21 protein-coding genes are annotated in these 24705 nt (G+C 69.7%); 9 read left to right on the top strand and 12 right to left on the bottom strand.

Annotation, left to right across the window (positions count from 1 at the left end; all coding sequences use genetic code 11):
* The first annotated feature begins 97 nt into the window (after positions 1–97).
* Positions 98–574, top strand: a complete 477-nt coding sequence (locus tag BA895_RS05825) for an acVLRF1 family peptidyl-tRNA hydrolase (RefSeq protein WP_254666343.1) — start codon at positions 98–100, stop codon at positions 572–574.
* Between the two features lie 210 nt (positions 575–784).
* Here BA895_RS05825 and BA895_RS05820 read toward each other — a convergent pair whose 3' ends face one another.
* From BA895_RS05820 to BA895_RS05810, 3 genes are all read right to left on the bottom strand, one after another.
* The gene (locus BA895_RS05820) at positions 785–1783 is read right to left on the bottom strand and encodes a neutral zinc metallopeptidase (RefSeq protein ID WP_070190955.1); all 999 of its coding nucleotides are present in this window, start codon (positions 1781–1783) and stop codon (positions 785–787) included.
* Positions 1784–1938: 155 nt separating this feature from the next.
* Positions 1939–2955 (bottom strand): alanine racemase, encoded by a 1017-nt coding sequence (locus BA895_RS05815; protein WP_070190954.1) that lies wholly within the window; start codon positions 2953–2955, stop codon positions 1939–1941.
* Between the two features lie 3 nt (positions 2956–2958).
* Positions 2959–4077, bottom strand: a complete 1119-nt coding sequence (locus BA895_RS05810; RefSeq protein ID WP_070190953.1) for a peptidoglycan bridge formation glycyltransferase FemA/FemB family protein — start codon at positions 4075–4077, stop codon at positions 2959–2961.
* A 148-nt stretch (positions 4078–4225) separates the two neighbouring features.
* Between BA895_RS05810 and BA895_RS05805 the strand changes: the two genes are divergently transcribed.
* From BA895_RS05805 to BA895_RS05790, 4 genes are all read left to right on the top strand, one after another.
* Positions 4226–5824: an ABC-F family ATP-binding cassette domain-containing protein gene (locus BA895_RS05805; RefSeq protein ID WP_070190952.1), complete on the top strand. Its 1599-nt coding sequence runs from the start codon at positions 4226–4228 to the stop codon at positions 5822–5824.
* Between the two features lie 68 nt (positions 5825–5892).
* The gene (locus BA895_RS05800; protein ID WP_070190951.1) at positions 5893–6081 is read left to right on the top strand and encodes a hypothetical protein; all 189 of its coding nucleotides are present in this window, start codon (positions 5893–5895) and stop codon (positions 6079–6081) included.
* 80 nt (positions 6082–6161) lie between these two features.
* Complete coding sequence (locus BA895_RS05795) at positions 6162–6932, top strand: enoyl-CoA hydratase/isomerase family protein (protein WP_070190950.1); 771 nt, start codon at positions 6162–6164, stop codon at positions 6930–6932.
* 132 nt (positions 6933–7064) lie between these two features.
* Entirely contained in the window at positions 7065–8963 is a 1899-nt protein-coding gene (locus BA895_RS05790; RefSeq protein ID WP_070190949.1) for an ABC transporter ATP-binding protein, read from the top strand.
* Here BA895_RS05790 and BA895_RS05785 read toward each other — a convergent pair.
* Both BA895_RS05785 and BA895_RS05780 read right to left on the bottom strand, forming a co-directional pair.
* Positions 8885–10699 carry a DUF222 domain-containing protein gene (locus BA895_RS05785; RefSeq protein ID WP_070190948.1) on the bottom strand — a complete coding sequence of 605 codons (1815 nt, stop codon included), beginning with the start codon at positions 10697–10699 and terminating at the stop codon, positions 8885–8887. The genes BA895_RS05790 and BA895_RS05785 overlap by 79 nt on opposite strands.
* A 226-nt stretch (positions 10700–10925) precedes the next feature.
* Positions 10926–11726: an SURF1 family protein gene (locus tag BA895_RS05780; protein ID WP_070190947.1), complete on the bottom strand. Its 801-nt coding sequence runs from the start codon at positions 11724–11726 to the stop codon at positions 10926–10928.
* A gap of 32 nt (positions 11727–11758) precedes the next feature.
* Between BA895_RS05780 and moaA the strand changes: the two genes are divergently transcribed.
* Positions 11759–12781, top strand: a complete 1023-nt coding sequence (gene moaA / locus BA895_RS05775; RefSeq protein ID WP_070190946.1) for a GTP 3',8-cyclase MoaA — start codon at positions 11759–11761, stop codon at positions 12779–12781.
* Positions 12782–12791: 10 nt separating this feature from the next.
* Here the strand turns inward: moaA and BA895_RS05770 are convergent, their stop codons facing one another.
* A complete protein-coding gene (locus BA895_RS05770; RefSeq protein ID WP_371327695.1) occupies positions 12792–13013 on the bottom strand; it encodes a hypothetical protein in 222 nt (73 codons plus the stop codon).
* Between the two features lie 11 nt (positions 13014–13024).
* Positions 13025–13315, bottom strand: a complete 291-nt coding sequence (locus BA895_RS05765) for a DUF3099 domain-containing protein (RefSeq protein WP_070190945.1) — start codon at positions 13313–13315, stop codon at positions 13025–13027.
* 156 nt (positions 13316–13471) lie between these two features.
* On the opposite strand from BA895_RS05765, the gene fabG reads away from it, so the two are divergent.
* The 3 genes from fabG to BA895_RS05750 all read left to right on the top strand — a co-directional run bounded on the left by fabG (position 13472) and on the right by BA895_RS05750 (position 17420).
* The gene (gene fabG, locus BA895_RS05760; RefSeq protein WP_070190944.1) at positions 13472–14191 is read left to right on the top strand and encodes a 3-oxoacyl-ACP reductase FabG; all 720 of its coding nucleotides are present in this window, start codon (positions 13472–13474) and stop codon (positions 14189–14191) included.
* A 136-nt stretch (positions 14192–14327) separates the two neighbouring features.
* Complete coding sequence (gene fabI / locus BA895_RS05755) at positions 14328–15089, top strand: enoyl-ACP reductase FabI (RefSeq protein WP_070190943.1); 762 nt, start codon at positions 14328–14330, stop codon at positions 15087–15089.
* Between the two features lie 96 nt (positions 15090–15185).
* On the top strand, positions 15186–17420 hold the full coding sequence (locus BA895_RS05750; protein WP_070190942.1) for a tetratricopeptide repeat protein: 2235 nt from the start codon (positions 15186–15188) through the stop codon (positions 17418–17420).
* A gap of 100 nt (positions 17421–17520) precedes the next feature.
* Here the strand turns inward: BA895_RS05750 and BA895_RS05745 are convergent, their stop codons facing one another.
* The 5 genes from BA895_RS05745 to BA895_RS05725 form a co-directional block, all read right to left on the bottom strand.
* Positions 17521–18393, bottom strand: coding sequence for a DNA-3-methyladenine glycosylase (locus BA895_RS05745; protein ID WP_070190941.1), 873 nt, complete (start codon positions 18391–18393; stop codon positions 17521–17523).
* A gap of 145 nt (positions 18394–18538) precedes the next feature.
* Positions 18539–21427: a cyanophycin synthetase gene (gene cphA, locus BA895_RS05740; RefSeq protein ID WP_070190940.1), complete on the bottom strand. Its 2889-nt coding sequence runs from the start codon at positions 21425–21427 to the stop codon at positions 18539–18541.
* A gap of 92 nt (positions 21428–21519) precedes the next feature.
* Positions 21520–22428, bottom strand: coding sequence for a cyanophycinase (locus tag BA895_RS05735; protein ID WP_070190939.1), 909 nt, complete (start codon positions 22426–22428; stop codon positions 21520–21522).
* A gap of 9 nt (positions 22429–22437) precedes the next feature.
* Positions 22438–23763, bottom strand: a complete 1326-nt coding sequence (serB, locus tag BA895_RS05730; protein WP_254666342.1) for a phosphoserine phosphatase SerB — start codon at positions 23761–23763, stop codon at positions 22438–22440.
* Between the two features lie 67 nt (positions 23764–23830).
* Positions 23831–24694, bottom strand: coding sequence for an LLM class F420-dependent oxidoreductase (locus tag BA895_RS05725; RefSeq protein ID WP_070190938.1), 864 nt, complete (start codon positions 24692–24694; stop codon positions 23831–23833).
* Between the last annotated feature and the right edge of the window lie 11 nt (positions 24695–24705).

Genomic DNA, 24705 nt, shown 5'->3' with positions numbered 1-24705 from the left:
GGGTTTCGCCGACCGGCACGGGCCCTACGAGAGAGCCGACGAACGGTCTCCCTGTGGTTCCGTCGTCTCGGCGGTGGCTGCTGATGGAACCAGAGCCGTGGCACGCCCCTTCGAGCACGACCCGCTGGGGCTGGTGCTCGTGCGGCGTGGTGGGTACGCCGTAGGGATCGCCACCGGCCCGGCCCTCTCCGCCTCGAAGGTCGGTACGCGTCATGTGCAGTCACGCACCGCGGCGGGCGGCTGGTCGCAGCAGCGCTTCGCCCGGCGTCGCGGCAAGCAGGCCGACGAGCTGGTCGACGCCGTGGTCGGGCACGCGCTCAGGGTGGTCCTGGGCGGCGACGAGTCACCGCGCAGCAGTGCTCCCGGCATCCCCCGGGGCCTGGTCGTCGGTGGAGACCGCACCCTCGTCGCCGAGGTGCTCGGCGCGTCGGCCCTGCGCGCTCTCCTGGGTCTGCCCAGGCGCGAGCTCTACGACCTGCCCGACCCGAAGCGAGCGGTGCTGGAAGCGGCCCTGCGCCGCGGTCGGGCCCTGCGCATCACCCTCACAGACCCCGACCAACCCCCCACCCCCTGAGTCGAGTGGCCACTTTCGTACATGGTGGCGCGTACGGAACTGGCCACTCGACTGAATCCTCCCGTCGAGTGGCCACTTTCGTACATGGTGGCGCGTACGGAACTGGCCACTCGACTGAATCCTCCCGTCGAGTGGCCACTTTCGTACATGGTGGCGCGTACGGAACTGGCCACTCGACTGAGCGAGCGACTGAGGGAGTGACTGAGGGAGTCAGGAGACGGAGCCGACTCCGAGGGTGTTGCACTGGTTGATGTCGCCCGACCGGTAGCCCTGCAGGAACCAGCTCTGTCGGGCCTGGGCCGAACCGTGGGTCCAGGACTCGGGGGTCACTCTTCCGGTCGCAGCCTTCTGGATGCGGTCGTCACCGACGGCGGCTGCCGCCGACAGGGCCGAGCTGATGTCGTCGTCGGTGATCGGCTTGAGCAGTGGTGTGCCGCTCGCGTCGGTCGTCTCGGTGGCGTGCTTGACCCACGTACCGGCCAGGCAGTCGGCCATCAGCTCGATGCGCACGCCGCCCGAGTTCGGACCCTCTGGATCCTGCTGGGCCCGGTTCAGCACGCCGAGCAGGTTCTGGATGTGGTGGCCGTACTCGTGGGCGACGACGTACTCCTTGGCGAGCTGGCCACCGTCGGCCCCGAAACGGCTCTGAAGATCGGCGAAGAAGCTCGCGTCGATGTAGACCTTGCGGTCGAGCGGGCAGTAGAAGGGCCCGACCTGGGCGTTGGCGGTGCCGCAGCCCGAGCTCGTCTGACCCTGGTAGATCACCGTCTTCACCGGCTGGTACTTCATCTGGTACTTCGGCAGGGTCTTGGCCCAGTAGTCCTGCACGCTGTTGACGGTGGCGACCACGAGGCACACGTCATCGTTGTTCGCATCGGCGCCGGTCCTGCAGCGCGAGACCGCCGACGACTGCACCTGACCGGCGGCTGCTACCTGCCCAGGCTGCAGCTGCCGTGACGACTGGCCACCGAGACCGCCGGCGCTCCCGTCGGATCCGTCACCACCGAGCAGCTGGCCCCCGCCGAAGACGAGCACGAGGACCAGAATGATGAGACCACCAATGCCGCCGCCGACCTTCATGCCTCCCGGGAGCTGACCGCCGCCACCTCGTGAGCCTCCGCCGAAGCCGCCGCCCGAGCCACCACGCTGACTGCCTCCGGCGCTCTCCACCTGGGAGGTGTCGAGTCGGGCGTTGTCGTTGAAGGTCATGAGGCGCTCCTGTGGGGCGGATGCCGGGCTCCGACGACCCGTACGGCCACATGCTAACCGGCGTGCGCCGTCGGCCGGCTCCTTCCCGTCCGCTGGGATATCAGGTGCGTGACACCCCGCTGTAGCAGGCCGAGCATCGTCGCCCAGCCGGTTCTTCAGCGCAGCTCGACGGCATCCGGGTAGGTGGTGGTCAGGCGCATCCGCACGGTGACCGTGTCGCCCACGGCAGGTGGGGTGGCGCCGACGGGCAGCACCAGCAGGCTGCACTGCATGTGGGGCGGTTCGGCGAAACGGGGCGAGGATCCCGAGACGGTGAAGGGCGAACGCACCTTGTGGGCGGCCTCCAGCACCCCCTCGGCCACCGCGATGGCACGCGACCGGGGGGTCGTGGCCGCTGCCGGTGACTCCATGGCCACGCCGTGCGAGGTGCCGCCGCTGACGACGAGGATGTGTCCGGCGGGAAGGGCGCGCTGCCGGTAGCCGGCTCGGTCGCCCTTCGCCACTGCCCGCACGTCGAGCACGTGGGCTCTCACCTCGTACGACGTCGGCTCGGCCAACCACAGGTCGGTTCCGATACGGGGCCGGAACTCGTGGCCGGGGTAGCGGCTGCACAAGGTCGCGAGCTCGTCGGGGGAGACGTGCGAGACGAACCAGCGCCGCACCGCGGGCACGGCATCGACGAAGCGTCTGATCTCCTCGAGGTGACCGGTGCCCAGCGGGAGGTGCAGGGTGACCGCCTCGGCGGACGCGGCGTCGACCAACCCACTGAGGGCGGCCACCGGCGCGCCGAACCGGTTCATCGAGGTCAGCCCTTCGACGGCCACCCGGGCGGCGGGTTCGATGCTCCGGAGGCTGCCGAGGTCGGCGCTGCTGGTGATGGTGTGCACGAGCCGCCGGTGGGGCAGGTCGGGCAGGTCGGCGTGGATGGGGGCCCGGTAGGGCTCCATGACCAGCACGTCGCCACCGAACGCCGCCAGCGCGGCCGGGGCTTCGACGTAGGTGCCGACCGCGATGGTCGCCACCCCCATGGTCTGCGCTTCGCGGCAGAGCAGACCGGCGCCGAAGCCGTAGCCGTTGCCCTTGATGACCGGCACGATCCCGGGGTAGCGCGCGAGGGTCTTGGCATGGCCCGAGCGCCAGTGGTCAGCGTCGACGTGCAGTACGAGCGACATCGGTCACCGCCGGTTCATGTAGAGCGAGAAGGCTTTGTAGAGAAGCCGGTTGAGGGGAAGGTCCCATTCTCCGACCAAGCGCACCGCTTCGCCGCCGGTACCGACCTTGAAGCGGATGAGGCCGATGTGCGGGTTGTCGGTGTTGAGGGTGTTGGTGATGCCGCGTAGGTCGTAGACGCTGGCGCCCGCGGCGATGGAGTCACGCAGCATGCGCCACTGGATCGCCGTCGACCCCTGCAGGTCGCGCTTGGCGGCCGTCGATGCTCCGTAGGAGTACCAGGCGTGGTCACCGACCCGGATGTAGATGGTGGCCGCCAGGAGGTCGCCCTCGTGCTCGGCGAGATACACCCGGATCCGGTCCGGGTCCTCCGCCGACATGGCCGCGTACATCTGCTCGAAGTAGGAACACCCCCGCGGGGTGAAGCGGTCGCGCTCGGCCGTCTCGACGTAGACCCGATGGAACGCCGCGATATCGCCGGCGTCGCCCACCCGCACCTGCACCCCGTTCTTGGCGGTCTTCTTGATGTTGCGCCGCCACAGCTGGTTCATGCCCGACAGCACGTCGGCTTCGGTGCGCCCGGCCAGCGGGATGCGAAAGACGTACTCCGGCTGGCCGGTGGTGAAGCCGTCATCGGCAGACAGGTGACGGAAGCCCAACCGACCGAGCAGCTCGACGACATTCTCTCCGACCGGCTCGACGGCATCCGGCACCGCGTCGTCGTAGCGGCTGACCTGGGAGTCGCTGATGCCGTCCTTGATGGTCAGGGCGCGCCAGCGGTGAGTGGCCACGGGCGGACCGATGCGCAGCGCGAACGCCTTGCCCTGGTGAAGGTGGTCGCGCAGTGCCCGCAGCATCTCGAGCAACCGAGGGGAGGCCCAGTCGATCGCCGGGCCTTCCGGGATGTAGGCGAGCGAGCGACCGATACGCGGGAGGGGGCGGTGCAGCACCAGCGCCGCCCCGACGAGGCGACTGCCCTCGAACCAGCCGATCGACTCGGCCCGCCACTCCGTCTTGACCTGCCCCCAGGCGGGGGTCTGCAGAAAGCTCACCGTCGACTGCGTGCGCAGCCACGCGAGATGCTCGGCAGGGGTGATCTCACGGACGGTGATGGGCGCGCTCACGGGGGGTCACGCTACCCGAGCAGGGCCGGCGACAACTGCTCGACAGGGCGTGAGGGGTCGAACGCGTCGAGAGCACCCCTTGAGCGCTGGCAGAATGGAGGGGTTGCCCGGCCGCTGACGTAGTGCGGCACCTGAAGGAGGAACTGCCGTGATCGTCGCCACCGGGATCGAGCTGCGTGCGGGCGCGCGCCTGCTTGTCGAGGATGCGAGCTTCCGTATCGATGCCGGCGACCGCATCGGCCTCGTCGGTCGAAACGGCGCGGGCAAGACCACCCTCACCAAGGTGCTCGCGGGGGAAGGGTCCCCAGCAGCCGGCACGGTGACCCGCACCGGGGAGGTGGGCTACCTGCCGCAGGACCCCCGCACCGGTGACCTCGACATGCTCGCGCGCGACCGCATCCTGTCGGCCCGTGGGCTCGACGTCATCGTGAAGCGTCGCACTGAGGCCGAGGCCCGGATGGGCAGCGACGACGAGGCGGTGCGCGAGAAGGCGATGCGCAAGTACACCCGGCTCGAAGCCGAGTTCGAGGCCCAGGGCGGGTATGCCGCCGAGTCGGAGGCCGCCACGATCGCCAGTGCGCTGGCCCTCGACGACCGCGTGCTCGGTCAACCGCTCGGCACCCTCTCCGGTGGTCAACGGCGGCGGGTCGAGCTCTCCCGGATCCTCTTCTCCGGTAACGAGACCCTGCTGCTCGACGAGCCGACCAACCACCTCGACGCCGACTCTGTCACCTGGCTGCGCGAGTACCTGCGCGCCTACAAGGGCGGACTGATCGTCATCAGTCACGACGGCGAGATGCTCGGTGCGGTGGTGAACAAGGTCTACCACCTCGACGCCAACCGCTCGGCGCTGGATGTCTACAACGTGAACTGGAAGACCTATCTGCAGGCCCGCGAGACCGACGAGAAGCGGCGCCGACGCGAGCTCGCGAACGCTACGAAGAAGGCCGGCGCGCTGATGGCCCAGGCCGACAAAATGCGAGCCAAGGCCACGAAGGCCACCGCGGCGCAGAACATGATCAAGCGGGCCGAGCGGCTCATGTCGGGCGTGGAGGGCGAGCGTCAGCACGACAAGGTCGCCAAGCTGCGGTTCCCCAAACCCGCGCCGTGCGGCAAGACCCCGTTGCGGGCTTCAGGACTGTCGCGCACCTACGGCTCGCTCGAGGTGTTCACCGACGTCGACCTGGCCATCGACCGCGGCTCGCGGGTGGTGGTGCTCGGGCTGAACGGGGCCGGCAAGACGACGCTGTTGCGCATGCTTGCCGGCGTCGACGCGCCCGACACCGGTGAGGTCGAGGCCGGTCACGGCCTCCGCCTGGGCTACTACGCCCAGGAGCACGAGAACCTCGAGGTCGGGCGCACCGTGCTCGAGAACATGAAGTCGGCCGCCCCCGAGCTCGGTGAGACCGATGTGCGCAAGGTGCTGGGTTCGTTCCTGTTCTCGGGAGACGACGTCACCAAGCCGGCGGGGGTGCTGTCGGGCGGGGAGAAGACCCGGCTCTCACTGGCGCTTCTCGTCGTGAGCGCCGCCAACGTGCTGCTGCTCGACGAACCCACGAACAACCTCGACCCGGCCTCCCGGGAGGAGATCTTGGGGGCGCTGTCGACCTACGAGGGTGCGGTCGTGCTGGTGACCCACGACGAGGGAGCGGTCGAGGCGCTGGAGCCGGAACGGATCCTGTTGCTGCCCGACGGTGTCGAGGACCTCTGGGGCCCTGACTACATGGATCTCATCGAACTCGCATAACCATAACTATCTGTTCAGATAATGGATGGTTATTGACGAGTGCTGAGGACAGTCGCCACACTCGGGTCATGCCCGACCACCACCACCTCCGTTGCCCGTTCTGCGCAGGCGAGGACCTCTCGCCGTTCCCCGACCCGACCGCGGTCTGGTCGTGCCTCGACTGTGCGCGGGTCTTTCGCGTGCGGGTGGTCCAGCCGGCATCCGTGACCGGGTGGGGCGTGCTGGGCGTGGTCTCGCCGCTCGCGGCCGCCGCCTGACCGGCAGTGGTCTCCCGAGGGGGTTCGGCCAACGGCCGGGCGCTCCCTCGCCCCACCGACCAGGTCGGTAGCCTGCCCCCATGACGCACCCGCACCTGCTCGTCGAGACCCACGGCCCGGTCCGCACCATCACCCTGAACAACCCCGACCGTCGCAACGCCCAGACCCCGTCACTCTGGGCCGCTCTGGCCGATGAGGCCCGGGCCGTCGGTGACGACATTCGCGTCGTGGTGCTGCGGGGAGCAGGAGTCTCGTTCTCGGCCGGTATCGACACCGCGATGTTCTCCCCCGAAGGGGTCCCCGGCGAGGAACGCATGGACCAGATCGCGGCCAGTGGGGTGGATGCCGCTGAGCGGGCGATCGCGACCTACCAGGAGGGCTTCACCGCCTGGGCCCAGTGCCCCGCGGTCGTGATTGCGCAGGTTCACGGCCACGCCATCGGCGCCGGCTTCCAGCTCGCGCTGGCTGCGGACCTTCGCGTCGCCGCTCTCGACGCGTGGTTCGCGATGCGTGAGACGAGCCTCGGTCTGGTGCCCGACCTCGGAGGGACCGGGCCTCTGGTGCACCTCGTCGGCTACGCCCGGGCCCTCGAGATGTGCGCGACCGGACGACCGGTGACCGCCCCGGAGGCGCACTCCATCGGCCTGGTCAACTCGATCGTGCCGGCGGCCAACCTCGCCGAGGCCACCCAGTCGCTGGTCGACGGCATCCTCTTCACCTCGCGTGACGCGGTGCGTGCCCTCAAGCCGCTGTTACGAGCGGCGATCGACAACGATGCCGCCGAGCAGGCCGGCGCCGAGCGCTCCGCCCAGGTGCCGCTGCTCATGGGCCGGACGGCTTCTCCCGCCTGAGCGATGTCGCGCTGTCGCGCTGTCGCCATGGCGGCGGCTCCCTGCTCGCCCTGACCGAGGTCTGAGGTCAGCATCGGGAATCACTGTCGGTGCGGTGCGGTTGGATCGGGGGAGACGCAAGGAGGTGCCGGCATGGGCATGCAACCGTGGATGGCGATGAGGTCGATGTCGCGCGACGCGAAGGTCACCGACGCGCCGCTGGCGCCGGGGCTGCGCCGCCGCATCTTCACCTACGCCGGCCCGTACCGACGTTCGATCATCGCCTTCCTGGCCGTGACCGTACTCGACTCCGCCCTCGTGGTGGCGATCCCCCTGCTGCTCAAAGAGATCGTCGACCGCGGCGTCATTCCCAAAGACAGTTCCGTGGTGGTCAAGCTCGCCCTCCTCGTTGCTGCCATCGCCATCGCTGACGCGCTCATGACGGTCATCTCCCGGTGGTACTCGTCGTTGATCGGCGAAGGGCTCATCAGTGACCTGCGCAACGAGGTCTTCGGTCACGTGCTCCGACAGCCCATCGCCTTCTTCACCCGGGCCCAGACCGGGTCGCTGGTCTCTCGGCTCAACAACGACGTCATCGGTGCGCAGCAAGCCTTCACCTCGGTGCTGTCGAACGTCGTCAGCAACATCGTCTCGGTCGTGCTCATCATCGGGGCGATGCTCGCTCTGTCGTGGCAGCTGACGCTCGGCTCCCTGCTGCTCGTTCCGTTGTTCGTCATTCCGGCCAAGGTGATGGGCCGGCGTCTGGCCGGCCTGGCGTCGCGGCAGATGAACCTCAACGCCGACATGGGTACCCGTATGACCGAGCGGTTCAACGTGGCCGGCGCCCTGTTGGTCAAGCTCTTCGGGGTGCCGCAGAGGGAGGAGGCTGAGTACACCGAGCGGGCCAACAAGGTGCGCGACATCGGCATCCTCATCTCGGTCAACCGCTCGATCTTCATGGCCGCCCTGGCCCTCGTGGCCGCGCTGGCGACCGCGATGGTCTACGGTTTCGGCGGCGTGATGGCCGTGAACAGCACGCTGACGGTGGGCACGCTCCTAGCGCTGGCCGCCCTCCTCGGCCGCCTCTACGCCCCCCTCATGGCGCTCTCGAACGTGCGTGTCGACATCATGACTGCCCTGGTGTCGTTCCAGCGGGTCTTCGAGGTGCTCGACCTCAAGCCGCTCGTCGCCGAGGGGCCGGATGCCGTGCCGCTGCCGGCCGGGCCCCTCGGGGTCTCGTTCGACCACGTGACCTTCCGCTACCCGTCGGCCGACGAGGTGTCGCTCGCGTCGCTCGAGTCGACGGCCACCGGTGACCGCAAGAGCGGTGGACCGGTGTTGCACGACGTGTCGCTGACCGCCGCCCCGGGCCAGCTCGTGGCGCTCGTCGGTCCGTCCGGAGCGGGCAAGACGACCCTTACCTCGCTGGTCGCACGCCTCTACGACCCCACGGAGGGCGCTGTGCGCATCGGCGGGGTCGACCTGCGCGACGCCCAGATGCAGTCGCTGCGCGACCGGGTCGGAGTCGTCACCCAAGACGCCCACCTCTTCCACGACACCATCCGGGCCAACCTGCTCTACGCGAGACCCGAGGCGACCGAAGCCGAGATCGAGGCCGCTCTCGATGCCGCACAGATCAGGGCGCTGGTCGACGAGCTGCCAGAGGGGCTCGACACCGTGGTCGGTGACCGCGGGCACCGTCTCAGCGGCGGTGAGAAGCAACGCATCGCGATCGCCCGGTTGCTGCTCAAGGCGCCCGACGTCGTCGTGCTCGACGAGGCCACCGCGCATCTCGACTCCGAGTCGGAGTCGGCCGTACAACGAGCCCTCGACGCTGCCCTCGAGGGTCGCACCTCGATCGTCATCGCCCACCGCCTCTCCACGATCCGTCAGGCCGACCTGATCGTGGTGCTCGAGCGCGGGCGGGTCGTCGAGACCGGTCGGCATGCCGACCTCCTGGCGGCGGGGGGCCTCTACGCCCTCCTGCACGCCACGCAGTTCGACACCAGGGGCGCGCCGCGGCACGACGAGCAGGCCCTTGACCCTGTGTGAGCGACTTCCGAGCCGTCCATACGGGCTGCCACCGTTGACCGCCCACGTCTCTGACGACGGACCGGAGACGAAATCGAGTGGCCGATGTCAGCATCGGACATTGACGCGGGTGCGCCAGTGTTGCCAGGTGTGCCACGTGACCCCGGTGGTGGTGATGGTCGCGGTGAGGTGCTTGTCGTGGACGTAGATGTGGTGTCGCCGGCACAGCAGGGCGAGGTTGCCCAGGCAGGTGGTGCCGCCGTCGATCCAATGCCGCACGTGGTGGGCGTCGGTCCACTGCGCGGGGGTGGAGCAGCCCGGGAAGGAGCAGCCTTTGTCTCTGAGCCAGAGGGCGGTGTGCGCATGGCGCGGGTGACGAGGCGTTCTTCCCGACCCACATCGAGTGGTTGGGAGTCTGAGCCGAGCACGACGGGGATGATGGCGGCGTCGCACGCCAGCCGGCGCACGATGGCCGCGCTGAGCACGTCCCCGGACAGGCACGACCCGCTCCCGCCCTTGCCCGTCGCACCGTTCTTCCCGGCCGAGCCCTTGCCGCCGCCGCGGGTGGCCCAGTCGGGTGGGCAGCCGTGCGCGAGGAAGTCGCGTAGGGCCTCGAAGTTGATGGTGACGACGATCTTGGCCTTGTCCGTGCTCGGTGCCTGACCGGGGGCGGTGACGCCGCGGGCGACGAGGTCGAGCAGGGCGTCCATCCGGCGTTGGTGGGGTGGTCGGGGGTCGTCCTCGATTCTCACCCCGTCTTCATCGGTCAGGGGGCACGGCGCGGCGAGGGGGTCGATCGCGGCTTTGAGGGTTGCGGCGCCTTCGGGGTCGAGGGTGCCGGTCATTCCGACCATCCCGGCCGCGTTGGGGCTGGTGAACCACAGGCCGCGGCCGTCGCGGCGTTTCTGGTCGTGCTCGTCCGCTTTCTTCGGGGGCCGGACCTGGTCGGACAGCTCCCTCGCGAGCTTCGCGAGCTGTTCCCACCGCAGACCGGGTGCTTGGTCGGTCAGGTGGGTGACGGCCTGCTTGAGGTCGTCGGGGTCAGCCACGGGCTTGAGGTGGTGGAAGAAGTCGATGACCTGTGCGGCCTTACCGACGGTGACCCGCTCGGCCTGACTGGCCCTAGCCGCGGTGCCGGTGTTGCCGGAGGTTCCGCCGGTGACGGCCTCACGCAACTGGGTCCAGCGGGGCTCGTTGAACGCGTCCCCACACGTGACGACCGCTTTGGCTGCGCTGGCGGTCAGAGTGGGGTCGACCGTGCGCAGCCAGTCGACCCGGCACAACCCGCCCGGGGAAGCCACCCCACGGGCCTCGAGCTGAGTGACCAGGCGCACCAGGCTCACCTCGCGATGGTGTTGCACGGCGCCGAGCTGGGTCACCAACTCGAGCAGGTCGGCCTCGGTCATCCGGGCCGGTTCCATCTGAGGCCGGTCCAGGCTCGCGGCCGCGAACGCGAACCCCGACGCATACGCCCCGGACACGTTCGACCAGTTCGCCCAGTGCATCGTCAACGGCGCCGGGAACTCCCGTACCGGCTGCTCCTCGCCGGCCGAACCCGACGAGGCAGCACCCGGCGAGATTGGGTCAGTGTCACCGGGTGCGGGCTCAGCGGCGTCCGACGGAGCCGGCTCTGCGGCATCCGGGCTGGGGGTGGACCAGAACCCGGCCGCCGCGGTGCCACCGGTGGCACGCTGGCTCGACTCGAGGTCGGCCAGCTGCTCCCGGAGCCTCTCGAGAAGCGAACCCTTCGTGTTCATGACTCAAACCCTAGAGGCCACCACTGACACTGCCCCGGCCACGAAACCCACTGACGATGAACGAAACTGGCCACTCGACTGGGTGACTCTGGCTCGGCGGGTGCGCGGTCGGCACCTGCCGAGCTCCAGAGGTGCCAACCGCGCGATGTGCTGTGCGTCGGGCACCTCGGAGCCCTCGAAGGTGCCAACTGCGCAGTACGAAAGTGGCCACTCTACGGCGGGGGAGTCAGGCGTCTTCCTCGTCCCAGATGCGCACCTTCTTGGCCCGCGCGGGCTCGAGCTCACGGGTCGGGTCGGTGGCCCGCTTCGCTGCCCACTCGTGACGGATGGCCCAGAAGATGAAGACCAGCCCGCCGGGCATGAAGAGCCACCACTGGTAGGCGTACGCCTGGTGCGGGCCCAGGTCCTCCTCCGGCTTGGGCAGCACCAGCACCGGGTGCGAGCCCGCCGTCGCGGGGGGCGCCTGAGAGCCAAGCACTAGATACACGTCGACCGGGTCGACCGATGGCTGCAGTCGTCGAGCCTCCGAGATGCTGATGCTGGAGAGCTGGGGGGGAGGGAGCTTCCGCCCCAGGCTCGGCTCCCCGGTGCGCAGCCAGCCCGTGACCTGGGTGGTCTGACCGGGTGGCGGGTCGGCCGGCGGAACCGTCTCGGCATTGTCCGCGTTCGGAACCCAGCCTCGGTCGACGAGCAGCGTGCGACCGGCGGTGGTGAAGGGGGTGAGCACCTCGAAGCCGACCGTGTCGGCGTAGGTGCGGTTGCGCACGAAGACGTCGGAGCCCACGGCGTAGGTGCCCGAGACAGTGACGCGGATCCACTGCTGCTCAGGCGTCAAGGCGTTCAGGTCGCGCACGTCGACCAACGGCCTCGGGGCGGCGCCGTAGTTGGTCGCGATGGCCTCGACCTTGGTGCGCTGCTCGACGTGGCGGTGCCACTGCCAGCGCCCGAGGTAGAAGCAGGCCACGGCAAAGCCGATCGCGACGAGGGTGGCGAGCAGCCAACGCCGCGTGAGCCAGATACGGAACACCACTCGACGGTACCCAACGTAGAGTGGGGCACATGACGCGCCTGCCCGATCCGACGACCCGGCCCCGCGGCCTGGTCGATCAGTTCGGGCGCGTGGCCCGTGACCTGCGGGTCTCGGTGACCGACCGCTGCAACCTCAGGTGCACGTACTGCATGCCTGCTGACGGCCTTCCCTGGCTGCCGAAGGACGAGATGCTCACCGACGAAGAGCTGTTGCGGCTCATCGGCATCTTCGTGCGTGACGGCATCACGCAGGTGCGGTTGACCGGTGGCGAACCCCTGTTGCGCCGTTCGTTGGTCGACCTCGTGTCGGGCATCGCGGCGCTCGACCCACGGCCTCGCATCGCCATGACCACCAACGGGGTCGGGCTCGAGCGGGTGGCTACCAGGCTGGCCGCCGCGGGCCTCGATCGGGTCAACGTCAGCCTCGACACGATCGACGCCGAGACGTTCACCATCCTGACCCGCCGCAACCGACTCGACGACGTGGAGGCCGGCCTGCGGGCGGCGGCGGAGGCCGGTCTCACCCCGGTGAAGGTCAACGCGGTCGCCATGCGCGGGGTCAACGACGAGGCGGTCTCCGACGTGCTCGCCTGGTGCCTCGAGCGTGGCTACGAGCTGCGGTTCATCGAGCAGATGCCGCTTGATGCGCAGCACGCGTGGGATCGCGACGACATGATCTCGGCCGACGAGATCCGCGAGCGGCTCTCCGAGCGGTGGACCCTCACCCCCCTACCCACCGCTGACCGGGGCAGCGCGCCGGCCGAGCGGTTCCTCATCGACGGGGGGCCGGCGACCGTCGGCATCATCGCCAGCGTCAGTGCACCCTTCTGCGCGGCCTGCGACCGCACCCGGCTCACCGCCGACGGGCAGGTGCGCAACTGTCTCTTCTCGCAGACCGAGACCGACCTGCGCGGCCCGTTGCGCGACGGGGCGAGTGACGACGAGCTGCTCGGCCTGGTGCGCGGTGAGATGTGGCGCAAGAAGCCCGGTCACGGCATCGACGACCCCGACTTCGTGCAGCCCGACCGCCCCATGTCGGCCATCGGCGGCTGAGCGCCGTAGGTCAGCCGTCAGCGTCCGTCAGCCGGTCGACCGGAATGACCTCGATGAGAAACCCTCGCTTGGCCACGAAGTCCGACAACGAGCCCTGGTGGTCGTCGCAGGCCAGCCATACCTTTCGCCGTTCCGGGGTGTGCAGCTTCGGGTTGCGCCAGACGACCGCGTGAAGACCGGGGCGACGGCACCCCTTGGCGCTGCAGACTGAGGGCTCGGCAGCCGAAGGCACGAGCTGGAGCATCACCTTTCGAGGCGGCGTGTGGGGTCGTCCTGCGGGGTGACCGACTGGATGGTGCCCACGGTGCGAGGCCGTACCGCGTTGGCCACGATCACCGCGAAGTAGGGGAGGGCAACCGCTCCGATGATGGCGGCCCACCGAAGCCAGCCGGTGGTGACGAACAGCAACCCGAAGCAGAGAATGCGGATCCCCATCATGGTGAGGTACCGCTTCATCCGGGCGCTCTGGTCATCGTTCGCCGAAGAGGCGGCAGAGGTGACCGTCTGCACCACTGGTTGCTTGACTGTTCCCATGTCTCCAGTTTACGTCCGTGCCCGCACAAGCGCGTGGCTCGAGCAGCCTGCGCGCTACCCGTAAGTAGTCCGTTAGGTTGCGGGTTGGCAACGAACCCTCGACAGCCAGGCAGCGGACGCAGCGACCCGTGCCGGAACGATGTGAGAAGGAGAACGGTGGCAACGACCGAACCACGCAACGTGCTCGTGACGGGCGGAAACCGCGGCATCGGGCTGGCCATCGCCAGAGCCTTCGCCGCCGCCGGCGACCGGGTCGTCATCACCCACCGGTCGGGGGTGCCACCGGAGGGGCTCGAGGGCGTCACGTGCGAGGTGACCGACACGGCCTCGGTCGACGCCGCCTTCACCGCGGCCGAGAAGATCTTCGGGGGGCCGGTCGAGGTGCTGGTGGCCAACGCCGGCATCACCCGCGACACCCTGCTCATGCGCATGAGCGACGACGACTTCGACGCGGTCATCGACACCAACCTGGCCGGCGCGTTCCGGTGCGCGCGACGGGCGGCCACCGGCATGATCCGCAAGCGTCGCGGTCGAATCGTGTTCATCTCGAGTGTGGTCGGGCTCTACGGCGGAGCAGGTCAGACGAACTACGCCGCGTCGAAGGCCGGCCTGGTCGGGCTGGCCCGGTCGATCTCCCGCGAGCTCGGGGGTCGCGGCATAACCGCAAACGTGGTGGCCCCGGGCTTCATCGACACCGAGATGACCGCGGTGCTGCCCGAGGAGCAGAAGAAGGCCTACGTGGGCGCGATCCCGGCCGGCCGGTTCGCCACCGCCGACGAGGTGGCCGAGGTCGTGCGCTTCGTCGCGAGCGAGTCGGCCGCATACATCACCGGCGCCGTGATCCCGGTAGACGGTGGGCTCGGGATGGGCCACTAGTCGGTTCAGCCGGCGTCCTCGGCCGCCCAGGGCATCGCTTACGGCATCCAGTCCGGATGCCGTGACGCCCAGAACCGCCGAACCTGCACCACCAGCCTCGCCGTCACCGGCGCCACAACATGAGAAGGTCGCAGACATGGGAATCCTCGAAGGCAAGAACCTGCTGGTCACCGGCGTGCTCATGGACAGCTCGATCGCCTTCCATGTGGCGAAGATCGCACAGGAGCAGGGCGCCAACGTCGTGCTCACCTCCTTCGGTCGCACCATGCGCATCACCCAGACCATCGCCAAGCGACTGCCCGAGACCCCGCAGGTGCTCGAGCTGGATGTCACCGACAGTGAGCACCTCGACAGCCTCGCCGAGCGACTCTCAGCGCACGTCGACCACCTCGACGGCGTGCTGCACTCGATCGGTTTTGCCCCTCAGGGGGCCTTCAACTTCATGGAAGGCACGTGGGACGACGTGTCGACCGCCCTGCACGCCTCGGCCTACAGCCTGAAGTCGCTGTCGACGGCGGCCCTGCCGCTGCTGGGTGAGGGCGGCAGCATCGTGGGGCTCACCTTCGATGCCAAGTTCGCCTGGCCGGTCTACGACTGGATGGGGGTGGCCAAGGCTGCCTTCGAGTCGACCAGCCGCTACCTGGCCCGTGACCTCGGGCCGAAGCAGGTGCGGTGCAACCTCGTCGCGGCCGGGCCGATCCGCACCACGGCCGCGAAGTCGATTCCAGGCTTCGAGCAGTTCGAGGAGACCTGGGACAAGCGGGCCCCGCTGGGTTGGAACGTCAACGACCCCGTACCCGCCGCGAAGGCGTGCGCGGCCCTGCTGTCCGACTGGTTCCCGGCCACCACCGGCGAGATCGTGCACGTCGACGGCGGCGTGCACGCCATGGGCCAGTAGCCCTCATCGGCTGCCTCGCGCGGGCTGCCGAACGGATCAGAGACCCGACCGGGATCCGGGCGCGTCAAGGCGGCGCTGATCGCTAGGCTCCTGCTCATGTCTGATGCCGCGGGCCGACCTTCCAGGCCACCCAGGGTGCACGTCGACGAGGTTCGCGTACTCGATGGCCCCAACCTCTACTTCGCCAGGCCGGCGATCAAGGTGAGCCTGCACCTGCCCGGCTACCTCGACCTGCGCCGCACCGAGTGCGAGGCTCTGGCGCGCCGCCTCGGGATGCGCTCGGCGCGACCCGGCAAGCGTGGCTCTGAGCTGCGACAGCGGTTCGTGATGCGAGTGATGCGCAACGTCACCCGCCGCCTCGGCACTGAGGTCGGCGCCGGGCGGCTCGGGGTGCGAGTGCGGGCGGGCCGTGAACCGGTCGACGTGGTGCTCGCCTTCCCCTGGGCTCATCGCACGCGTGGGCAGGTCGCCGGTGAACAGATCGGCGTGTTGCTCGCTGAGTTGCTCGATGGCACCCGTGAGGTCGACGAGGTGTTCGACGAGGTGGCCTCGGTCATCATCGAGGCACCTGACGGGCCGGGGCCGACCGTCATCACCCCTGCGGTTCCGGTGGTCTCGGTGACGGGCACGAACGGCAAGACGACGACCACGCGGCTGATGGCGCATATGTGTATGACCGCTGGTCTCACCACGGCCTGGAGCTCGACCGATGGCATCGTCGTGATGGGCGAGACCAAGGAGGCCGGCGACTTCTCCGGCCCGGCCGGCGCCCGTGGGGTGCTCGAGACACCGGGTCTCGACATCGGCATCCTCGAGACCGCCCGGGGCGGCATGCTGCTCAGGGGCATGGGCGTGACGGCCAACGACGTCAGCGTCGTGACCAACGTCAGCGCCGACCACCTGGGTCTGCAGGGGATCGACACCCTCGACCAGCTCGCCGAGGTCAAGGCGATCGTCACGACGATCACCAAGCCCGACGGCTGGGTGGTGCTGAACGGCGACGACCCGCGCGTGTGGGCCATGCGACACGGCATCAAGGCCAAGCCGTGGGCCCTCAGCCTCGACCCGTCGTCCCCGGCGCTGTGGGAGTCGATCAACATGGGTGGGCGCGGCATCACCGTGCTCGACGGCGAGATCGTCGTGCTGTCGCAGAACGGCGACCCTGACCGGCTCGTGCGCATCGTCGACGTGCCGATGACGCTGAGCGGCCTGTCGACCAACAACATCGCCAACGCGCTCGCGGGTGCCGCGGCCGCCCTCGGACTCGGGGTGGCGCGTGCCGCGGTAATCGAGGGGTTGCGCACCTTCGCGCCCGACCCCGAGCACAACTGGGGGCGGATGAACACCTACTCCCTGCCGCTGCCATCCGGCGGCAAGGCGACCGTGATCATGGACATGGCCCACAACGAGGCCGGCCTCGAAGCCCTGCTCGAGGTGGCCCGAGGCCTTACGGCACCAGGCGGATCGGTGCGCCTCAGCCTGGGTTGCGCCGGCGACCGCCCCGACGAGGCGATCGTGGCCATGGGTGAGATCGCCGGTCGAGACGCCGACCAGGTCGTTCTCAAGGTGGTGCACCACTACCTGCGCGGTCGTGAGGTCGACGGTTTGCTCGGCCTGTTCCGGGAGGGTCTGGCCAGGGTGGGAGTGCTCGACGTGCCCGGCTTCGACACCGAGCTGTCGTCGTTGGAGGCCCTCGTGCGCGGTACCCAGGCCGGCGACGTCATCGCCCTGATGTGTCACGCCGAACGAGAGGCCGTGGACGGCTGGATCCGGGAGCAGGGTGGGAAGGTCGACGACGCCAGGACCATCCGTCGCAAGGTCGTGGCGGCTCGGGGGGAGCATGAGCTCGAGGCCGAGATCGGTGCCCTCTGGGAGATCCCGGATGCCGCTGCCCGGGTCGTGACCGCGGTGGAGCTGGCCCGGGCCCACCCCGGTGACGGACGGCTCCTGTTCGAGCTGGCGGGTGCACACGACGCGGCCGGTGACGGTTCGGCTGCACTGGCCAGCTACCAGCAGGCTCTGGAGGCCGGGCTGAAGGAGCCACACCGCCACCGAGCCCAGCTGCAGATCGCCTCGAGTCTGCGCCTCGAGGGCAAGACGCTCGAGGCACAGTCCCTGGTCGACGACGTGCTCGAGGCCAGGCCACATCACACCGCAGCGATCGTGCTGCGGGCTCTCGTGCAGGCCGACCTCGGCCAGGAGCGTCAGGCGGTGGCCGACCTGATCCGGGCCACCCTGGAGGCGACGTCCGATTCGGACACTCAGAGCTATCGGCAGGCTCTGCTGAACCAGGCTGACCAGCTGGCGGCCGCGGCGAACCCTGTCGCGTGAGAGCCGTCGCGTGAGAGCCGTCGCGTATTCTCCTTCGCGTGAGGAACGTCCTGGCGGCGCACGCTTCCGGGGGTGAAACGCACGGCCCCACCCTGTCGGGTCAGCTCGCGGAGACGATCGGCTCGACGGGTGGATGCTCGCGCTGTTCTCGTAGGGCCCGCAAGTAGACCGCGGCCCAGGTGCGGAACGGTCGCCAGGCCTGCGACACCTCGGCGAGATCGTGGTGCGGCCCGTACCGCTGGGTGACCTCGGCCTCGAGGCGAGGTTCGTGGGTCGGGACGGCGTCGGGGGCATTGGCCCCGCGCAGCACGACGAGCTCGGCCGAGAATGGCCCCAGGCCCCTGATCTGCAGCACCTTGTTCACGGCCTCGGCCGGATCGTCGGCGCGCAGGGTCGGCCCGTCGAGGCGTCCGTCGAGGGCGGCCTCGGCGACCGACCGCAGGTACTCGCTCTTGCGGCCGGGTAGGTCGAGCTCGAGGGTGCGCAACAGCTGTGGCGGCGGGAAGGCGCCGTCGTCACCATGCTCGTGGATGAGGTCGTTCCGCAGTCGGGCCGCCTGGACGATGCGCACCCGTTGCGACAGGACCGCCCAGGCGGCCGCTTCGAAGGGGGAGTGGAAACCGCAGGGCCGTAGGCCCGGCAGCTGCCGCTGTGCGTCGGCGACCACCGCATCGCGCTCACCCACGGCGGGCCAGGTGCGCGCGTCGACGTCGAGGGAGAGGAAACGACACACCTGAGCCGCAGCGGCCTCGAGGTCACCGCCGCCGGACACCGTGATCCTCGCGGTGGCGCCCTGCTGGCTCACGCCGACCTCGGTTCGCGACCAGTCTCGCTCATTGAGGAAGACGGTTCGAAGCGTCGTGTCTGCCGCCCTCCCGGGGAGCGCGGCGGGCGTGAAGCCCTCCCAGAACGTTCGGCTGATGGCCAGTGACCACGGCCCGAGCACCTCGGTCTCGACCCGCAGTTCAGTCATGGGAAAGCCTCCGTCTCGGTAGCCGCAGCGAGCGGTTGGTTACGACCTCCTCCGCACGCTAGACGACGGCAGCGACACCGCCGGCCACGGCGTCGTGCCGCTGCACCCGCCACAGCTCAGCCTGGCGGATGCAACGGCATCCGGCTCAGATGGCCGTGTCGTCGACCTTCTCCTCGATCTCGTTGGGCACGGTGGCGAGCGCCTCGTCGGAGGCCTCGGAGCCCTCCGCCGCGGCCGAGGAGGTGAGCGTGCCCGGGTCGAGGTCGGGGTCGCTGGTGGCGCCCACACCGTCGCCAACGTGGGCACCGGCCTGGGCGTGCTTGGTGCGCTCCTCGAGCTCGGCCGCGATCATGGCGTGCTGGTCGACACACAGCACCACGAGGTCTCCGGGGTTGGTGCGGGCGAGCACGTGCCGAGCGGCGCCGAGCTCGTCGAGCACGACCTCGACCTGCTGGCACCGGGCGCCGGCCGCCATGGCGGCCTTCGCCCCCTCGGCGACGAGCTGGGCCGTCTGACCCGGCTTGCGCCCCCGGAGCCGTTCGTCCTCGCGGATGACGATGACGTCGAAGTGGTGGGCGGCCACCTCTCCCAGCTCGCGCATGTCGTCGTCGCGACGGTCACCGGCGGCCCCGATCATGCCGATGCGGGACGTGCGCGCGAGGTCGTTCTGCAGCTGCAGCTGCTCGGCGTAGCGGTCGACGAAGGCACCGAGCTCGCGCATGCCTGCAGCGTTGTGGCAGTAGTCGAGGAAGACGCTGGCGCCGCCCACCTCGATGAGGTTCAGTCGGCCGGGGGAGAGGTAGTAGGAGGTAGAGAAGGTGCGCAGCCCCTGGCGGATGTCGTGCAGTGGGGCCCCCGCGGCAAACGCGGCCCCGGCGGCGGCGAGCGAGTTTGCGACGTTGAAGCGGGCCGCACCGCCGAAGGTGGCCGGCAGCAGGTGGGTCCAGGCCAGCTGCATGCTGCGGCGTCCGTGCTTGATGACGATCATGTCGCCGCGGTCGCTCGGGTCGAGCACGAGGGCACGGCCGCCGCGGCGGCAGTGGTCGTCGACGAAGTCGCGGATCTCGCTGCCGGGCTCGGCCATCGTGAACCAGACGATCTCTCCGGAGCACCGGCGCCGCATGTTGCGCACGTTGGGGTCGTCGGCGTTGAGCACGGCGAACCCGTTGCGGGGCACGGCCTCGACGACCACGGCCTTGACATCGGCCAGCTGACGGAGCGTGTCGATGCCGCGCAGGCCCAGGTGGTCAGGCGCCACGTTGGTCACCACGGCGATGTCGTTGCGGTCATAGCCCAGGCCCTCGCGAAGGATGCCGCCGCGGGCGACCTCCATGACGGCGAAGTCGACGCGGGGGTTCTGCAGCACCATCCGGGCGGAGCGAGGCCCTGAGGCGTCGGCCTTGATGACGAGGCGCTCATCGATGACGACACCGTCGGTGGAGGTCATGCCGACCTTGCGTCCCAGGCCTTTGAAGATGTGGGCGATCATCCGTGACGTCGTCGTCTTGCCGTTGGTGCCGGTGACCGCCACGATCGGCACCCGCGACTGCGACCCGGGCGGAAAGAGCAGGTCGACGACCGGCTTGGCGATGAACTGCGGCTCGCCGATGGTCGGGTGGGTATGCATGCGAAAGCCGGGCGCGGCGTTGACCTCGCAGATGGCGCCGCCGGTCTCGCGCACCGGGAAGGTGATGTCGGGGCAGATGAAGTCGATGCCGGCGACGTCGAGGCCGACCATGCGGGCCGCCTCCTCGGCGATCTCGATGTTGTCGGGGTGAGCGTCGAAGGTGCGGTCGATCGAGATGCCGCCGGTCGACATGTTGCCCGTGAGGGCCAGCTTGACCATCTCGCCCTCAGACGGGACCGACTCGAGGGTGTGTCCCTGACCGGCGAGCACGTCGAGGGCGGCGTCGTCGACCTTGATCTTCGTCAGCACCTTCTCGTGCCCGACGCCGCGGCGCGGGTCGGCGTTCGTCACTTCCACGAGCTCGGCCACGGTGTGGGCGCCGTCGCCGACCACGTGGGCTGGGACCCGTTCGGCGATGGCCTGCATCTTTCCGCCGACGATCAGGCAGCGGTAGTCGCGGCCGGTCACGAACGACTCGACGATGATCGTGCCGCGCTTCGACTCGCCCTTGGCGATGTCGTAGGCCTTCTCCACCTCGGCGTCGCTCTGCAGGTTGAGGCAGACCCCGCGCCCGTGGTTGCCGTCGAGAGGCTTGATCACGACGGGGAAGCCGATGCTGTGGGCGGCGTCGAGCGTGCCGCGCAGCGTGCGCACCGCCTCCTGCTTCGGCACGGGCAGGCCCGCAGAGCCGAGCAGGGTGGTCGTGAGGTCTTTGTCGCCGGCGATGTCAACGGCGAGGGCGCCCGTCTTCGAGGTCATCGTGGCGCGGATGCGCTGGGCGTGCACGCCCTGGCCCAGCTGCACGAGAGAGGCCGAGTTGAGCCGGATGAACGGGATGTCGCGGGAGGCGGCCTCCTCCAGGATCGCGTTCGTCGACGGACCGAACGCCACCCGCTCGGCCTGACGCAGGAACTCGTTGAGCTCGGTCTCGAAGTCGAACTCCGGTTCGGCCTCGACCAGGTGGTTGATGAGCCGCACGGCGAGACGCCCGGCTGCGACCGCGACCCTCTCGTCGGTGTAGCCGTAGATGATGTTGTACTGGCCCGGCTTGCCCTTGACCCCGCGTGTCTTGCCTCGGCGCTGGTCGTGCCCTGCCATGGTCTGCAGCTGGAGGGCGACATGCTCGGCCACGTGCCCGAGCCAGGTTCCCTCACGCAACCGCTCGACGAAACCGCCCTTGCGCCCGAGGGAGCAGGTGTGTCGGGCGAGGCCGGGCACCGCCTCCAACAGCTGGTCGGTGAACCCGGGCAGAGACACGCTCGGGTACTGCTCGAGGATGCCGAGGTCGACCACGAGGTGGATCGCCTGCTGGTAGCTCCAGATGTTGCCGCCGCGGTAGATCCGGGTCTCCAGGATGCGCAGTTCGGGCCTGGCCGGCCCGGTGGGAGTGGGAACCTCTACGGCCATGGAGCTCCTCCTGGACGATCGACGCGGTGGTGGCGGACGGCCTTGCTGACAACGTCCCGGAGACGACCCTATGACCTGCGCAGCGACCGTGGTCAGTGAGCGGTGCTGCGGGTGCGTTCGGTGCGTACCTGAGCCGGCACGACGGAGCCCTCGATGTCGGGGTGCCGTTCGATGAAGTCGGTCAGCTCGACCTCGCCCAGGTCGAAGGTGCTGCCCGTGGGCAGGGAGTGCACCACCGCTCCGGACACGAGCAGGGGCGCGCCTCGGCGGGCCTCAGGAGCGTCGGTGATCGCGTTCCGGGCGTTGACCAGGAAGATGGCACCGCTGCCGATGACGGTCATCGTGGCATCGCCACGGATCTCGGCTGCGGTGTTCTCGTCGATGCCCATTCCCAGCAGGCTCGGGGACGCCGCCACGATCGACATCAGGCGCCCGTAACGGCCGCGCTGGTCGAAGTGCTGGTCGATGATGATGTCTTCTACGAGACCGAGTCCGGCCGAGATCTGGCTGACCCGCTGCCGGGGCGTCACCCCCTCCTCGCCGAGCGATATCATGTAGCGGCTCATGATGGAAGCACCGGCCGAGGTGCCGGCGACGACCGCGCCGCGGTCGTGCGCGCGCAGGATGGCGTCGCCGACCGGAGTCCCGACGATGTTCTGAGCCAGCTTGACCTGGCTGCCGCCGGTGATGAAGACACCGGTGGCGGCGTCGAGGGCCTCGACCATCTCCGGGTCGTTCGCGTCTCGGCGGGTCACCGGGTCGACGACCGTGACCTCACCCCCGCGCAGCCGGGTGAAGACGTCACGGTAGGCCTGCGCCACCTCGCCGGCGAACGACGACGCGGTGGGGATCAGCACGATCCGCGAGCGACGCCCGCCGGCCAGCTTGACGAAGCGCTTGAGCACGATCGACCGCCCGATGCGGTCCTCGGCTCCTCCGATGATCAGGAGCGTGCGTTGCACCGACCTCGTGGTGACGGGCACTGTTGCCGGGGACTGCATCGGGCCAGCCTAGTGATCACGGTGGTCGACGCTCGGAGCCAGGGTCGGCGTGCCGTCATCGAGATCGGCTTCCTCGATCTCCTCACGCGATATGCCGAGCAGGTAGAGCACCGAGTCGAGGTAGGGCACGTTGACCGAGGTCTGCGCCCGCTCGCGCACGAGCGGTTTGGCGTTGAACGCGACCCCGAGCCCGGCGATGGCGAGCATGTCGAGGTCGTTGGCGCCGTCACCGATGGCCACGGTGCGGCTGAGCGGCAGCTGTTCCTGCTCGGCGAAGGCCCGCAGCGCGAGCGCCTTGCCGGCCCGGTCGACGACGTCGCCCACGACCCGCCCGGTGAGCCGCCCGTTCTCGATCTCGAGCCGGTTGGCGCGGACATGGTCGATTCCGAGGTCTTCGGCGAGGGCGCCGACGATCTCGATGAACCCACCGCTGACGAGCCCCACCGTGAAGCCGAGCCGTTTCAGGGTGCGCACCAGCGTGCGGGCCCCGGGGGTGAGCACCACCTCGGCTCGGACCTGTTCCAGCACGGATGCCGGCAGGCCCGCCAGCGTGGCCACCCGGGCCCGGAGCGACTCTTCGAAGTCGAGCTCACCGGCCATGGCCCGGGCCGTCACCTCCGCGACCTCGGCCTCCCGGCCGCTGTGCGCCGCGAGCAGCTCGATGACCTCCTGCTGGATGAGGGTGGAGTCGACGTCGAGCACGACGAGCCGTCGCCCGCGCCGGGCCAGACCGCCGGGAGCCACCGCGATGTCGATGCCCACGGTGGCGGCGGCCCGGGTGAGCTCGGTGCGCAACGTGGGTACATCGGCCCCCGAGATGTCGAACTCGACGGTGGTCACGGGGTAGCGCGACAGCCGCCGGATGCGGTCGATGTTCGCCCCGTGCTCGGCGATTCGGCTCGTGACGAGCGACACGGCATCGGCCCCCAGCGGCGCACCGAGCACGACGACCGCGGCCCGGCCGTGCCTGGGGCGGGCGTTGTCACCCGTGCCGGTCACCACGCCCAGCGAGAGTCCCAGCCGGTGGGCCGCCACAGCGGCCGCATCGCGAAGCTGCTCGGCGTGCGCACCGGGGCGCAGCACGAGCGCCAGGGTCAGGTGGCCGTGCACGACGACCTGCTGGATGTCGAGCACCTCGGCGCCCACGTCGGCGAGCGCGCTGAGCAGGGCCCCAGTGACCCCGGGCCGGTCGAGGCCCGTGACCGTGATGCTGAGGGTATGGGGGGTCGCTGGGCTGTCACGCCTCTCGGCACTGCCCGAGGTGACGCCGTCTTCGGTAGTGCCGTCCATGCCGTCAATGCCGTCCATGCCCTCAGCGCCGCTCGGTTCGATCACCCCGTCAGGGTAGTGAGGTCACGCGACGGGCTGGCCGACGCATCCGGCATCCGGCATCCGTCATCCGTCAGGATCGACGCACCCTCTGGTTGGCGTTCACCTCGTCGCGCCACGCGAGCAGGTCGCGCACCCGGGTGAGGTCGGGCGAGGTCGCGGCGACGCTCGCCGTGAACAGGCGGGTGCCGATGTCGTGCAGCTGCTGCGCGTTCTGGGCGTAGTCGGCGCTCTGGTCAGGGTTGCGCCCCGGCACGAAGGCCACCCCGGCCGACCGCTCGATCTCGAGCGGGTCACGGCCGCGGCGGGCGCACCACTGATCGAGCACCCGGTGCTTGTGCGCGATCTGCTCGGCGTCGCCGAAACCGTGCCAGATGTTCGCGTGCTCGGCCACGATGCGCAGCGTCTTCTTCTCGCCCCCGCCGCCGATGAGCACCGGGATGTCGCGGGTCGGTCGTGGGTTGAGCCGACGCCAGCGGTCGCGGATCACCGGCAGGTCACGTTCGAGGGCGTCGAGCCGGGCACCGGCCGTGGCGAAGTCGTAACCGTACTCGTCGTAGTCGCGCTCGAACCAGCCCGACCCGATACCGAGCACGAGTCGCCCGCCGCTGATGTGGTCGACGGTGCGCGCCATGTCGGCCAGCAGGTTCGGGTTGCGATAGCTGTTGCACGAGACCAGGGCCCCGATCTCGACCCGTTCGGTGGCCTCGGCCCAGGCGCCGAGCATCGACCAGCATTCGAAGTGCGGCCCGTCGGGGTCGCCGCTCAGGGGGAAGAAGTGGTCCCACCCGAAAAGCAGGTCGGCGCCCATCTCCTCCAGGCGCGAGCAGGTGCGCCGGATGTCCGCGTAGGAGGCGTGCTGCGGTGGGACCTGGATGCCGACCCGGGCCGGCCGGGGGTCAGCGGCGCTGGCTGGCGGCGCAGTCTCGTCGGTCATGAGCGTCTCCG

Source organism: Humibacillus sp. DSM 29435 (genome assembly GCF_001758225.1).
Taxonomy (GTDB): Bacteria; Actinomycetota; Actinomycetes; order Actinomycetales; family Dermatophilaceae; genus DSM-29435.
This window is presented reverse-complemented; position numbering and strand designations above follow the sequence as displayed.

Bases quoted from the DNA above. Each gene is read 5' to 3' on its own strand.
- cphA (WP_070190940.1), bottom strand. From the start codon at position 21,427: ATGGCCGTAGAGGTTCCCACTCCCACCGGGCCGGCCAGGCCCGAACTG.
- moaA (WP_070190946.1), top strand. From the start codon at position 11,759: ATGACGCGCCTGCCCGATCCGACGACCCGGCCCCGCGGCCTGGTCGAT.
- BA895_RS05750 (WP_070190942.1), top strand. From the start codon at position 15,186: ATGTCTGATGCCGCGGGCCGACCTTCCAGGCCACCCAGGGTGCACGTC.
- BA895_RS05735 (WP_070190939.1), bottom strand. From the start codon at position 22,428: ATGCAGTCCCCGGCAACAGTGCCCGTCACCACGAGGTCGGTGCAACGC.
- fabI (WP_070190943.1), top strand. From the start codon at position 14,328: ATGGGAATCCTCGAAGGCAAGAACCTGCTGGTCACCGGCGTGCTCATG.
- BA895_RS05815 (WP_070190954.1), bottom strand. From the start codon at position 2,955: ATGTCGCTCGTACTGCACGTCGACGCTGACCACTGGCGCTCGGGCCAT.
- BA895_RS05765 (WP_070190945.1), bottom strand. From the start codon at position 13,315: ATGGGAACAGTCAAGCAACCAGTGGTGCAGACGGTCACCTCTGCCGCC.
- BA895_RS05785 (WP_070190948.1), bottom strand. From the start codon at position 10,699: ATGAACACGAAGGGTTCGCTTCTCGAGAGGCTCCGGGAGCAGCTGGCC.
- BA895_RS05820 (WP_070190955.1), bottom strand. From the start codon at position 1,783: ATGACCTTCAACGACAACGCCCGACTCGACACCTCCCAGGTGGAGAGC.
- BA895_RS05795 (WP_070190950.1), top strand. From the start codon at position 6,162: ATGACGCACCCGCACCTGCTCGTCGAGACCCACGGCCCGGTCCGCACC.
- BA895_RS05790 (WP_070190949.1), top strand. From the start codon at position 7,065: ATGGGCATGCAACCGTGGATGGCGATGAGGTCGATGTCGCGCGACGCG.
- BA895_RS05800 (WP_070190951.1), top strand. From the start codon at position 5,893: ATGCCCGACCACCACCACCTCCGTTGCCCGTTCTGCGCAGGCGAGGAC.
- BA895_RS05745 (WP_070190941.1), bottom strand. From the start codon at position 18,393: ATGACTGAACTGCGGGTCGAGACCGAGGTGCTCGGGCCGTGGTCACTG.
- BA895_RS05725 (WP_070190938.1), bottom strand. From the start codon at position 24,694: ATGACCGACGAGACTGCGCCGCCAGCCAGCGCCGCTGACCCCCGGCCG.